The following is a 12,032-nucleotide window of genomic DNA, read 5'->3' on the forward strand; positions in this document are numbered from 1 at the left end:
GAGGCGACCGCCGCGCAGCGGTGGTGCGGGGGCTCCGGGGGCAGCGCCCACCGGTTTCGGGAAGGGGCGGGGAGGGGCCGGCTCCGCGCAGCGGCCGGGCGCGGGCCCGGGCCCCGGGCCTCAATCGCCGGCGAGGCTGGATTTGCCACTGCCCGGGCCCCGGGCCTCAATCGCCGGCGGGGCTGGATTTGGCGGGGCTTCGGCGGGGGCGGGCGCCAGAGACGGTGGCAGGAAAGGTGGGGAGGGTGTCATTGCGGACGGGGGCGGGGGCGCGGAGCATGGGGGCATGACGCAGCGCAGCGTGCTCGTGGTCCTGTTCGACCAGGTGCAGAGCCTGGACGTGACCGGCCCCGTGGAGGTCTTCGACGGCGCCGGCCGCAGCCACCCGAGGGACGGCTACGAGATCCGCACGGCCTCGCTCGACGGCGCACCGGTCCGCACCTCCAGCGGCCTGACGCTCGCCCCCGACGGCCGCCTCGACGCGGCGGACCGCCCGCACACCCTGCTCGTGCCCGGCGGCCCCGGCACCCGGGACCCCGACCCGCGGCTGATCGACTGGCTGCGGACGCACGGCCCGCGGGCCGATCGCCTGGTGTCGGTCTGCTCCGGCGCCCTGCTGCTGGCCGCGGCGGGGCTGCTGGACGGCCGGCGCGCCACCTCCCACTGGGCGGTCTGCGAGCTGCTGGCCCGCCGCTACCCGGCGGTCCGGGTGGAGCCGGACCCGATCTTCGTCCGGGACGGGAACGTCGCCACCTCGGCCGGCGTGACGGCCGGGATCGACCTCGCCCTGGCGCTCGTCGAGGAGGACCTGGGCCGGGAGACGGCCCTGCTGGTCGCCCGTCACCTGGTGGTCTTCCTCCGCCGCCCCGGCAACCAGGCGCAGTTCAGCGCCCAGCTCGCGGCCCAGACCGCGCAGCGGGCCCCGCTGCGGGAGGTCCAGCAGTGGATCGCCGAGCACCCGGGCGACGACCTCTCCGTCGAGGCCCTGGCGGACCGCGCCCGCCTCTCGCCGCGCCACTTCGCCCGCGCCTTCCACGCCGAGACCGGGGTGAGCCCGGGCCGGTACGTGGAACGGGTCCGGGTGGAGCACGCCCGCCGCCTGCTGGAGGACAGCCCGGCGGGCGTCGCCCAGATCTCCCGGGCCTGCGGCTACGGCACCCCGGAGGCGCTGCGGCGGGCGTTCGTGAAGACCTTGGGGCAGTCGCCGGCCGAGTACCGGAAGCGGTTCAGCGGGGCGGGGGGTGACGGGTGAGAGGGCCTGGACCCCGCGCCCGGCCCGCCCGGGTCCCGCCCCGGCCCCGGTACCGGCCCCCGGCCGGGTGCGTGCCGGCCGGGGCCCCGTTCGTGTCCGTCCTGACTGCTGTCCCTGACCGTTGTCGCTGACCTTCAGAGGAGAATCCGTGCAGATCGCCATCGTGCTCTTCGACCGTTTCACCGCCCTCGACGCCGTCGGGCCCTACGAGACCCTCGGGCGGCTGCCCGGCGCGGAGACCGTGTTCGTGGCGGAGCAGCCCGGGCCGGTGCGCAACGACTCCGGCTCGCTGGCGCTGGTGGCCGAGCGGGCCCTGGCCGACGTACCGGCGCCGGACATCGTCGTGGTGCCGGGCGGGCCCGGGCAGACCCCGCAGATGGACAACCGGGTGCTGCTCGACTGGCTGCGCGCCGCCGACGCCACCAGCACCTGGACCACCTCCGTGTGCACCGGATCCCTGCTGCTGGCCGCGGCCGGGCTGCTCGGCGGCCGGCGGGCCACCTCGCACTGGCTGGCGCTGGAGACGCTGCGCGAGTACGGCGTCGAGCCCACCGGCGAGCGGGTGGTGACCGACGGCAAGTACGTCACCGCCGCCGGTGTCTCCTCCGGCATCGACATGGGACTCACACTGCTCGGCCAGATCGCCGGCGACCGCGTCGCCCAGTCCGTGCAGCTGCTGACCGAGTACGACCCCCAGCCGCCGTACGACGCGGGCTCCCCGGAGAAGGCGCCCGCGGACCTGGTGGAGGAGTGGCGGGAGAAGAGCCGGTTCGTTCTGAAGTAGGGGGGCCGGGGGCGGAGCCCCCGGTTTCGGGAAAGGCTCCGCGCAGCGGCTACGCCACCGTCACCGGGGCCACGTGAAGCGGGGCGGGCGCCGCTCCAGGAAGGCGGCGACGCCTTCGGCGGCCTCACGGGAGGCGGTGGCCTCGCCGGCCCAGTGCGCCTCACGACCCCGCAGGCCGTCCGCGAACTCCTTCGCGGCGGCCTGCGTGAGCCCGGACCGCGTGGTCAGGACCGCGGTGAACTCGGCCACCCGCTTGGCGAGTTGGCCGGACGGCAGCACCTCGTCCACCAGACCGGTCCGCAGCGCTCGCTCGGTGTCGATCAACTCGCCCGAGAAGAGCAGGTACTTGGCGGTCGCCGGGCCGACCAGGGCGACCAGGCGGCGGGTGGTGTCGGCCGGGTAGACGATGCCCAGCTTGGCCGGGGTGATGCCGAAGGCTGCGCCCTCCTCGGCGAAGCGGAGGTCGCAGGCGGCGGCCAACTGGCAGCCGCCGCCGACGCAGTAGCCGCGGACGGCGGCGATGGTGGGCTTGGGGAAGGCGGCCAGGGCGGTCTCCGCGCGGACCGCGAGGGTCTGCGGGTCGGCGTCCGCCGGGGCGTCGCGCAGGGAGGAGATGTCCGCTCCGGCGCAGAAGGTGTCGCCGGCGCCGGTCAGGACCAGGGCCCGGACCGCGGGGTCGGCCGCGAGGGCGGTCAGCAGCTCCGGGAGCCGGGTCCACATGGCCGCGGTCATGGCGTTGCGTTTGGCGGGGTGGTCGATGACGATCGTGGCCACCCCGTCGGTGACCGTGTGCCGCAGCTGTGCGTCCTGGCGCTCCATGCGCCGGATGCTATCCCGCCGGGCCGATCCTATGATCAAGGGAGTCCGGCAGGGGGGCGCGCTGACGAGGAGCCGCTGATGGCCGCTGACCGCAAGGCCGACCGAGCCGAGCGCGGGGACCCCGGTCCCGGTGACGCGCACCGGGAGGGCAAGAAGCTGAGCCGCAGCTTCGGGCTGCTGGCCCTGCTCGGGGTGATCCTGGTGATCGCCGGACTGATCGGCCTCCTGTACACCGGGCTGGCCACCCTGACGTCCATGACGCTCTTCGGCTGGCTGCTGCTGATCGGCGGCGCGGTCGGGCTGCTCCAGGCGGTGCAGTCGCGCAAGAGCAACTTCTTCTGGCTGGCGGTGGTGGTCGCGGCCCTCAACCTCGCCGCCGGGCTGGTCATCCTGCGCCGTCCCGAGGCCTCCGCCGAGGCGCTGACGATGTTCGCCGCGCTGCTCTTCCTGACCGGCGGCGCCTTCCGGCTGTTCGGCGCCCTGGTGGTGCGCGGTCCGCAGCTCGGACTGACGCTGGTGCAGGGCGCCTTCGGGATCCTGCTGGGCTTCCTGATCCTCAGCCGGTGGCCGGGCGACAGCCTGTACGTGATCGGTACGTTCTTCTCACTGGCGGTGCTCTTCGACGGGCTGAGCCTGCTGGCCCTGGGGCTGGGTGCCCGGCGGGTGCTGGGGATGGCGGCCGACGCGGGCAAGCAGCCGGACGGCGGGGCCGGTGCGCCCGGGACCGCCGGCGGGACCGGGACCGGTGCTGCTGAGGGCTGGGGGCGGCGCGAGGAGGGCGGTGCGTGAAGCCGCCCGTGGAAGATCAGGAACGGTCGAACAACTGACGCTGTCATAAACCACCGGTCAAAAAGCGTCCGATTGCTGCTGACTTCTGGTCAGCGCCCTGGCCCGGACCATCGGCTTCCCCACCCTTGGGCTGTGGAGACGATCGAGCGTGAAGACGGGGGCCGGGACATGGATGCACCGCCCCCGACCGTGCCCCCCACTTATGAGGGAGTCTGGCGGTTCACCGCACCCGCTACTGAAGAATCCGTTCCGCAGGCCCGGCACGCGGTCCGGGACCTGCTCCGCCGGCAGCTGACCGGCCTGCCCCCGGAGGCCGGGGACGACCTGGTGCACTCCCTGCTGCTGATCGTGTCCGAGTTGGTCACCAACTCGGTCCGGCACGCGGCGCTGCTCTCGCCCGAGGTGGCGGTGGAGGTGGCCATCGGCCGGGAGTGGGTACGGGTGGCCGTCGAGGACGACCACCCGTACCGCCCCAAGGCCCTGGAGGCCGACTTCGGCCAGACCGGCGGCCGGGGCCTGCTGCTGGTCCGTGAGATCACCGCGCTGGCGGGCGGGGTCTGCGACGTGGAGCACACCGCCGGCGGCGGCAAGGTGATCTGGGCGGCGCTGCCGCTGGCCCCGGCCGCCGGCTGAGGCCGGCGCCGGTCACCGGCGGCCGCTGCTCACCAGCCGGCGGCGTCGCCCGTCAGCTCGCGGATCGCGGGCCGGGCCGCGTCGAGGACGGTCATGAACCACGCCGAGAAGGGGTCCGCCGCGTGCCGCTTGGCGAGTTCCTGGGCCGTCACGTAGACGGTGTCGGCGATCTCCTCCGGGTCGGGCTGCACCGGGGCCTGCGCGAGTCCGACGAAGAGGTGGTTGTACTCCTGCTCGACCAGACCTGAGGCGGGGTCGGGGTGGTTGTAGCGGACCGTGCCCGCCTCGGCCAGCAGCGAGGGCGACAGGCCCAGCTCCTCGTACGTGCGGCGGGCGGCCGCGGCGAACGGGGATTCACCCGGATAGGGGTGGCCGCAGCAGGTGTTCGACCAGACGCCGGGGGAGTGGTACTTCCCGAGGGCGCGCTGCTGGAGGAGCAGGCGGCCGGACTCGTCGAACAGGAACACCGAGAAGGCCCGGTGGAGCTGACCGGGGGCCTGGTGGGCGGCGAGCTTCTCCGCGGTGCCGATGGTGTTCCCCGCCTCGTCGACCAGCTCGAGCATGATCGGCGCAGCGGCGGTGCCGTTGGACGCGCTGTTCGCGGCGGTGGCAGAAGTGATCGGCATAACCATCCTTCGCTTCGGACTACGGCCTTCAGTTTGCCGTACAAAAGCGGCTTGTCCTCACTTCGGTGATCTGCGCATGTCCGCCCCCCGTCGCGTGGTAGGCGACGGGGGGCGGGGGTGTGCGCCCGTCAGATCCCGAAGGGTGCCGGGTAACTGATCGTTCCCGCCGGGACGGCCGCGGAACCGTCCAGGACGAGCGCCATCATGTACTCGTCCGGGACCTCGAACGGCGCCCGGATCCCGTACCGCGAGGCCCGGACGAAGCCGAACCGCTGGTAGTAGGCGGGGTCGCCGAGCACCAGGACCAGCCCCTCGCCGGCCGCGCGCGCGGCGTCGAGCAGGGCGGCCACCACGGCGCTGCCCGCGCCCTGCCGCTGGGACCCGGGGACGCTCGCCACCGGGGCCAGCGCCAGCGCGGGCACCCCGTCGACGTGGCACCGGGTGAGCAGGGCGTGCGCCGCGACCGAGCCGTCCGCCGCCTCGGCCACGTACGACATGCCCGGCAGCCAGGCGGCCGGGTCGGCGCGCAGCGCGTCGACCAGGTCCGCCTCCTCCGGCGTCGGGAAGGCCGCCGCGTGCACGGCGTGCACGGCGGCCCGCTCCTGCGGCCGCTCGGGACGTACCGGCCGGCCGGTGCCCCAGGGGCGCAGCACGTAGCCGGTGTAGCCGTAGTCGGCGCCGTGGTCCCGGCGGACCGCGATCTCCTCGCGGGTGGCGGCCAGCGCGGCCGTCAGGGCGGCGGAGGGCGGCCCGGCTGCCTCGGCCCCGTCGGCCCGCCGGCCCAGCGGACCGTAGTACTCGTCCCAGTCGGACTCCGGCTGCGGCAGCACGGCCACCACCCGGTAGCCGGCCGCGGCGGCCGCCGCGCGGTTGGCGGGCTCGGTGCGCAGGGCGTAGTGCGGGGCCCAGAAGGCCCGGGCCGCGGCCGAGGGCCGGTCGGTGCGCCACTCGCACTCGGTCAGGACGAGGGTGCCGCCCGGTGCGAGCAGCCGCCGCCACTCCCGCAGCGCGGTGTCGAAGCCGATCGAGTAGGCGGAGCTCTCGGCCCAGATCAGGTCGAAGGAACCATCCGGACAGGGGACGGCGGCCATGTCCGCCTTGACGGTGCGGATGCGCCCGGCCAGGCCGCGCTCGTCGGCCGCGGCGCGCAGCTCCGCGAGGAACGGCTCGTGCAGGTCGACCGCGGTGACCTCGGCGCCGGCCTCGGTGGCCAGCAGCAGGGCGGCGCGGCCCGGACCGCAGCCCAGGTCCAGGACGCGGGGCCGCTCGGGCCGCCCGCCGGCGAGGGCGAGCAGCCGGCGGGTGGTGGCGTCGGAGCCGGGGCCCTGCCGGGGCAGCCCGTGGTGCAGGGCGAAGAAGGCCTCGTGGAGCGCGGCCTCGGGGACCCCGGCGGACGGGCCGGTCGCGGGGGCGCCGGAGGCGGAATCGGTGGTGGTGGGGACGTCGAGGGTGACGTCGGGCATGCCGGAAGCGTTGTCGGACAACGTGAACCCTTGTGATGAAGGAAAGACGGGTCCGGCCGACGGATCGCCGAAAGGGATCAGGCCTGGCCGGGCACCCGGAGGACGGGGACGAACCGCTGGTCGCCACGCACGGCGGCGAACGCCACGACGGTCATCAACCCACCTCCTCGGTCCTGCTCCACGCTTCGATGAGACGGGACGTCTCTGTGGTCATGCTAACAGCCGAGGGTTTGTCCCCGGGACGGCCGATCGACCATGATGATCACGACGGGCCGCCGTGCCCGAGATCATCGGCTTATCGGCGCGTAAACGGGTGGTGAACGCCCCCTTCCGTCCATCCGATAGCCTCTGCCGACGTGCCGCCCGCCCCCCGCGGCGCCCGTCCCAAGGAGTGAGTTCGTCTGCCGACCGCCATCCTCACCGGCCCGCCGGTACCCGGATCGCCGCTCGAGGGAGACCTGCGCTCGCTCGGCTTCGAGGTACGGATCGCCGCCGGCCCCCGCGACACCGGCGCCCTGCTGGCCTCCGTACCCGCGAGTGAGCGGGTCGCGGTGGTGGACAGCCGCTTCACCGGACACCGGCACGCCCTGCGCCTGGCGCTGACCGACCCGCGCTTCGGCGCCGCCGCCGTGCCCGGCGCGCTGACCGTCCAGCCGGCCGCCCGGCCGGGCCTGGACCGGGCGCTGGCCCGGGCCACCGCGCCCGCGCACAGCCTGCCCGACGAGCTGGCGGCCGTGATCGAGGCCGACGGCACCGTCGTCCAGCGGCCCGAGCTGGGCACGCTGGTCGCCGCGGTCCCCGAGACCCGGGCCCAGCGGGAGGTCGCCACCGCGGCGGTGGCCGCCGTCGACGACGAGGCGGTGCGGCTGCGCTCCGCCGTCAAGTCCCGCGACGGCTTCTTCACCACCTTCTTCATCAGCCCGTACTCGCGGTACATCGCGCGCTGGTGCGCACGGCGCGGGCTGACCCCGAACCAGGTCACCACCGCGTCGCTGATCACCGCGCTGATTGCGGCGGCCTGCGCGGCCACCGGCGAGCGCACCGGGTACGTCGCGGCCGGCGTGCTGCTGATTGTCTCCTTCGTGCTCGACTGCACCGACGGACAGCTGGCCCGCTACTCCCTCCAGTACTCCACCCTCGGGGCCTGGCTGGACGCGACCTTCGACCGGGCCAAGGAGTACTCCTTCTACGCGGGCCTCGCGCTGGGCGCCGCCCGGGGCGGGGACGACGTCTGGGCGCTCGCGCTGGGCGCGATGGTCCTGATGACCTGCCGGCACGTGGTCGACTTCGCGTTCAACGAGGCCAACCACGACGCCACCGCGAACACGAGCCCGACGGCCGCCCTCTCCGACCGCCTCGACAGCGTCGGCTGGACGGTCTGGGCCCGCCGGATGGTCATCCTGCCGATCGGCGAGCGCTGGGCGATGATCGCGGTGCTGACCGCCCTCACCACGCCCCGGATCACCTTCTACGCCCTGCTCGTCGGCTGCGCCTTCGGTGCCCTGTACACCACCGCGGGCCGGGTGCTGCGCTCCCTGACCCGCAAGGCCGAGAGGACCGACCGGGCCGCCCGGGCGCTCTACGACCTCACCGACACCGGCCCGCTGGCCGAGGCGGTCGCGTACGTGGGCCGCAGCCGCCGGGCGGGCGCCGCCAGCCTGGTCTTCGCCCTGCTCGCGGTGGCCCAGCTGGGCGCCACGGCCCTGTTCGTGCCCTTCGGCGGCGCGGAGTGGGCGGCCGCCGCGGGACTGTACGTCCTGCTGTCCGCCGTGGCCGTCGCCCGCCCCCTCAAGGGCCCGCTCGACTGGCTGCTGCCGCCGCTGTTCCGGGCCGCCGAGTACGGCACGGTCCTGGTCCTCGCCGCGAAGAGCGAGGTGAACGGAGCCCTTCCCGCGGCTTTCGGGCTGGTGGCGGCGGTCGCCTACCATCACTACGACACGGTGTACCGCATCCGCGGCGACGCCGGCGCGCCCCCGCACTGGCTGGTGCGGACGATCGGCGGCCACGAGGGCCGGGTCCTGGTGACCGCGGTGCTCGCCACCGTCCTCGCGCGCAGCGACTTCCCCGTCGCGCTCACGGCCATGGCCGGGTTCGTGGCACTCGTGGTGCTCGTGGAGAGCATCCGCTTCTGGGTCTCCTCCGGAGCACCCGCCGTACATGACGAAGGAGAACCAGCATGATCGGCCTTGTACTCGCTGCCGGTGCCGGACGCCGTCTGCGTCCCTACACCGACACCCTCCCCAAGGCCCTCGTGCCCGTCGGCCCCGAGGGCCAGGAGGAGAGCCTGACGGTCCTCGACCTGACCCTGGGCAACTTCGCCGAGGTCGGCCTCACCGAGGTCGCGATCGTCGTCGGCTACCGCAAGGAGGCCGTGTACGCGCGCAAGGACGCCCTGGAGGCCAAGTACGGCCTGAAGATCACGCTGATCGACAACGACAAGGCCGAGGAGTGGAACAACGCCTACTCCCTGTGGTGCGCGCGTGAGGTCCTCAAGCAGGGCGTGATCCTCGCCAACGGCGACACCGTGCACCCGGTCTCCGTCGAGAAGACCCTGCTCGCCGCCCGCGGCGACGGCCAGAAGATCATCCTCGCCCTCGACACGGTCAAGAGCCTGGCCGACGAGGAGATGAAGGTGATCACCGCCGAGGGCAAGGGCGTCCAGAAGATCACCAAGCTGATGGACCCGGCCACCGCGACCGGCGAGTACATCGGCGTCACCCTGATCGAGCCGGCGGCCGCCGAGGCGCTGGCCGAGGCCCTGAAGACCACCTTCGAGCGGGACCCCGACCTCTACTACGAGGACGGCTACCAGCAGCTCGTCGACGACGGCTTCACCATCGACGTGGCCCCCATCGGCGACGTGAAGTGGGTCGAGATCGACAACCACGACGACCTCGCCAAGGGCCGGACGATCGCATGCCAGTACTGACCCGGCTCATCCCGTCGCCGGTCGTCGTCGACATCAGCCGCGGGGCGATGGACGACCTGGCCGGCGTCCTCGCCGATCAGCGGATCTCCGCCTCCGGCAAGCTCGCGCTGGCCATCAGCGGCGGCTCCGGCCAGGCGCTGCGCGCCAAGCTGGAGCCGGTGCTGCCGCACGCCGACTGGTACCCCGTCGTGGACGGCACCATCGACTCCGCGGTGAAGCTGGCCGACGACATAAAGGGCCGCCGCTACGACGCGGTGGTGGGACTGGGCGGCGGGAAGATCATCGACGTGGCGAAGTACGCCGCGGCGCGGGTCGGCCTGCCGATGGTGGCCGTGGCCACCAACCTCTCCCACGACGGGATCTGCTCGCCGGTGTCCATCCTGGACAACGACAACGGGCGCGGCTCCTACGGCGTACCCACCCCGATCGCCATGGTCATCGACCTGGACGTGATCCGGGACGCCCCGGTCCGCTTCATCCGCGCCGGCATCGGCGACGCGATCTCCAACATCTCGGCGATCGCCGACTGGGAGCTCTCGCACGAGGTCACCGGCGAGGCCGTGGACGGCCTGGCCGCCGCGATGGCCCGGACGGCCGGCGAGTCCGTGCTGCGCCACCCCGGTGGCTGCGGCGACGACGAGTTCCTGACCGTGCTCTCCGAGGGCCTGGTGCTCTCCGGCATCGCCATGTCGATCAGCGGGGACACCCGCCCGTCGTCCGGCGCCTGCCACGAGATCAGCCACGCCTTCGACCTGCTCTACCCGGGGCGCTCGGCGCTGCACGGCGAACAGGTCGGCCTCGGTGCCGCCTTCGCCATGCACCTGCGCGGGGCCCGCGACCAGTCCGGCCTCTTCGCCGAGGTGCTGCGCAAGCACGGGCTGCCCGTGCTGCCCGAGGAGATCGGGTTCAGCGTGGACGAGTTCGTCGCCGCCGTCGAGTACGCCCCGCAGACCCGCCCGGGACGCTTCACGATCCTGGAGCACCTCAACCTGTCCGCAGCCGAGATCAGGGACGCCTACTCCGACTATGCCAAGACCATCAGTAGCTGAACTCCGCCCCGTCGTTCACCCCCCGGGCGTGAAGGACCGGCGCAGCGGGGAGCACTGGGGCGGCCGCCTGTACATGCGCGAGATCTCCCTGCGCATCACCCGGCTCCTGGTCACCACCAAGGTCACGCCCAACCAGCTGACCTACGTGATGACGCTGAGCGGTGTGCTGGCCGCCCCGGCCCTGCTGGTGCCGGGCGTCTGGGGCGCCGTCCTCGGCGTGCTCGCGGTCCAGGGCTACCTGCTGCTCGACTGCGTCGACGGCGAGGTGGCGCGCTGGAAGAAGCAGTTCTCGCTCTCCGGCGTGTACCTGGACCGGGTCGGCGCGTACCTGTGCGACGCGGCGGTGCTGGTCGGCTTCGGCCTGCGCGCCGCGGACCTGTGGGGCGGCGGCCGGATCGACTGGCTGTGGGCCTTCCTCGGCACCCTCGCGGCGCTGGGCGCCATCCTGATCAAGGCGGAGACCGACCTGGTCGGCGTCGCCCGGCACCAGGGCGGGCTGCCCGTGGTCAAGGAGGCGGCGGCCGAGCCGCGGTCCTCCGGCATGGCGCTGGCCCGGCGGGCCGCGGCCGCGCTCAAGTTCCACCGGCTGATCCTCGGCATCGAGGCCTCGCTGCTGATCCTGGCGCTGGCGGTGGCCGACCAGGTCCGCGGGGACCTGTTCTTCTCCCGGGTGGGCGTCGCCGTCCTCGCCGGCATCGCGCTGCTCCAGACCGTGCTGCACCTGGTGTCCATCCTCGCCTCCAGCAGGCTGAAGTGACCGCCCCGCTGCGCGTGGGCGCGGTGATCATCACCATGGGCAACCGGCCGGACGACCTGAAGGCCCTGCTCGACTCGGTCGCCCGCCAGGAGGGCGACCCGGTCGAGGTGGTCGTGGTCGGCCAGGGCGTCACCGTCACCGGCCTGGTGCCGGCCGGGGTGCGCACCCTGGACCTGCCGGAGAACCTCGGCATCCCGGGCGGCCGCAACGCCGGCATCGAGGCCTTCGGGCCCGGTGGCCGGGAGGTGGACGTCCTGCTGTTCCTGGACGACGACGGGCTGCTGCCCCGCACCGACACCGCCGAGCTGTGCCGCCAGGCCTTCACGGAGGACCCGGAGCTGGGCATCGTCAGCTTCCGGATCGCCGATCCGGACACCGGGGCCACCGCGCGGCGGCACGTGCCGCGGCTGCGTGCCGCGGACCCGATGCGCTCCTCGCGCGTGACCACCTTCCTGGGCGGCGCCAACGCCGTCCGCACGAAGGTGTTCGAGCAGGTGGGCGGGCTCCCGGGGGCGTTCTTCTACGCCCATGAGGAGACCGACCTGGCCTGGCGGGCGCTGGACGCCGGCTGGCAGATCGACTACCGGGCCGACATGGTGCTCTTCCACCCGACCACCGCGCCCTCCCGGCACGCGAGCTACCACCACAACGTGGCCCGCAACCGGGTCTGGCTGGCCCGGCGCAACCTGCCGGCCGTGCTGGTCCCGGTCTACCTCGGGGTCTGGACGCTGCTCACGCTGGTGCGCCGGCCCTCGGCCGCCGCCCTCAAGGCGTGGTGCGGCGGTTTCCGCGAGGGCTGGCGGGCCGACTGCGGTCCGCGCCGCCCCATGAAGTGGAAGACCGTGTGGCGGCTGACCCGGCTGGGACGCCCGCCCGTCATCTGACAAGCTCGGTTCTGGGACCATGGGCGTACTCCCGGGACCAGGTGCCC

The 12,032-nt window shown here is 73.8% G+C and carries 12 protein-coding genes; 9 read left to right on the plus strand and 3 right to left on the minus strand.

Features of this window, described 5'->3' with window-relative positions:
- The first annotated feature begins 286 nt into the window (after nt 1–286).
- Both AB0O40_RS17435 and AB0O40_RS17440 read left to right on the plus strand, forming a co-directional pair.
- Complete coding sequence (locus tag AB0O40_RS17435) at nt 287–1,252, plus strand: GlxA family transcriptional regulator (RefSeq protein WP_365041700.1); 966 nt, start codon at nt 287–289, stop codon at nt 1,250–1,252.
- A gap of 148 nt (nt 1,253–1,400) precedes the next feature.
- Nucleotides 1,401–2,036 carry a DJ-1/PfpI family protein gene (locus AB0O40_RS17440; protein ID WP_365041703.1) on the plus strand — a complete coding sequence of 212 codons (636 nt, stop codon included), beginning with the start codon at nt 1,401–1,403 and terminating at the stop codon, nt 2,034–2,036.
- Between the two features lie 60 nt (nt 2,037–2,096).
- On the opposite strand, the gene AB0O40_RS17445 is transcribed toward AB0O40_RS17440, so the two are convergent.
- Nucleotides 2,097–2,855: an enoyl-CoA hydratase/isomerase family protein gene (locus AB0O40_RS17445; RefSeq protein ID WP_365041706.1), complete on the minus strand. Its 759-nt coding sequence runs from the start codon at nt 2,853–2,855 to the stop codon at nt 2,097–2,099.
- Between the two features lie 78 nt (nt 2,856–2,933).
- Here AB0O40_RS17445 and AB0O40_RS17450 point away from each other — a divergent pair, with 78 nt between their 5' ends.
- The gene (locus AB0O40_RS17450) at nt 2,934–3,644 is read left to right on the plus strand and encodes an HdeD family acid-resistance protein (RefSeq protein WP_365041709.1); all 711 of its coding nucleotides are present in this window, start codon (nt 2,934–2,936) and stop codon (nt 3,642–3,644) included.
- A 168-nt stretch (nt 3,645–3,812) separates the two neighbouring features.
- Entirely contained in the window at nt 3,813–4,277 is a 465-nt protein-coding gene (locus AB0O40_RS17455; protein WP_365041779.1) for an ATP-binding protein, read from the plus strand.
- 29 nt (nt 4,278–4,306) lie between these two features.
- On the opposite strand, the gene idi is transcribed toward AB0O40_RS17455, so the two are convergent.
- Both idi and AB0O40_RS17465 read right to left on the minus strand, forming a co-directional pair.
- Nucleotides 4,307–4,903: an isopentenyl-diphosphate Delta-isomerase gene (gene idi, locus AB0O40_RS17460; protein WP_365041712.1), complete on the minus strand. Its 597-nt coding sequence runs from the start codon at nt 4,901–4,903 to the stop codon at nt 4,307–4,309.
- A gap of 128 nt (nt 4,904–5,031) precedes the next feature.
- The gene (locus tag AB0O40_RS17465) at nt 5,032–6,366 is read right to left on the minus strand and encodes a bifunctional class I SAM-dependent methyltransferase/N-acetyltransferase (RefSeq protein ID WP_365041715.1); all 1,335 of its coding nucleotides are present in this window, start codon (nt 6,364–6,366) and stop codon (nt 5,032–5,034) included.
- A 401-nt stretch (nt 6,367–6,767) separates the two neighbouring features.
- On the opposite strand from AB0O40_RS17465, the gene AB0O40_RS17470 reads away from it, so the two are divergent.
- Genes AB0O40_RS17470 through AB0O40_RS17490 form a run of 5 tightly spaced genes read left to right on the plus strand, consistent with a single transcriptional unit; the run spans nt 6,768 to nt 11,985 of the window.
- Entirely contained in the window at nt 6,768–8,546 is a 1,779-nt protein-coding gene (locus AB0O40_RS17470) for a DUF5941 domain-containing protein (RefSeq protein WP_365041781.1), read from the plus strand.
- Nucleotides 8,543–9,295, plus strand: a complete 753-nt coding sequence (locus AB0O40_RS17475; RefSeq protein ID WP_365041717.1) for a phosphocholine cytidylyltransferase family protein — start codon at nt 8,543–8,545, stop codon at nt 9,293–9,295. The genes AB0O40_RS17470 and AB0O40_RS17475 overlap by 4 nt, the downstream gene beginning before the upstream one ends.
- Nucleotides 9,283–10,344 carry an iron-containing alcohol dehydrogenase family protein gene (locus AB0O40_RS17480; RefSeq protein ID WP_365041720.1) on the plus strand — a complete coding sequence of 354 codons (1,062 nt, stop codon included), beginning with the start codon at nt 9,283–9,285 and terminating at the stop codon, nt 10,342–10,344. The genes AB0O40_RS17475 and AB0O40_RS17480 overlap by 13 nt, the downstream gene beginning before the upstream one ends.
- Nucleotides 10,322–11,101, plus strand: a complete 780-nt coding sequence (locus AB0O40_RS17485) for a CDP-alcohol phosphatidyltransferase family protein (RefSeq protein ID WP_365041723.1) — start codon at nt 10,322–10,324, stop codon at nt 11,099–11,101. Before AB0O40_RS17480 ends, AB0O40_RS17485 begins: the two co-directional genes overlap by 23 nt.
- The gene (locus AB0O40_RS17490; RefSeq protein WP_365041726.1) at nt 11,098–11,985 is read left to right on the plus strand and encodes a glycosyltransferase; all 888 of its coding nucleotides are present in this window, start codon (nt 11,098–11,100) and stop codon (nt 11,983–11,985) included. Before AB0O40_RS17485 ends, AB0O40_RS17490 begins: the two co-directional genes overlap by 4 nt.
- The last annotated feature ends 47 nt before the right edge of the window (nt 11,986–12,032 follow it).

The organism is Streptomyces sp. NPDC089919, from assembly GCF_040684615.1.
Taxonomy (GTDB): domain Bacteria; phylum Actinomycetota; class Actinomycetes; order Streptomycetales; family Streptomycetaceae; genus Streptomyces.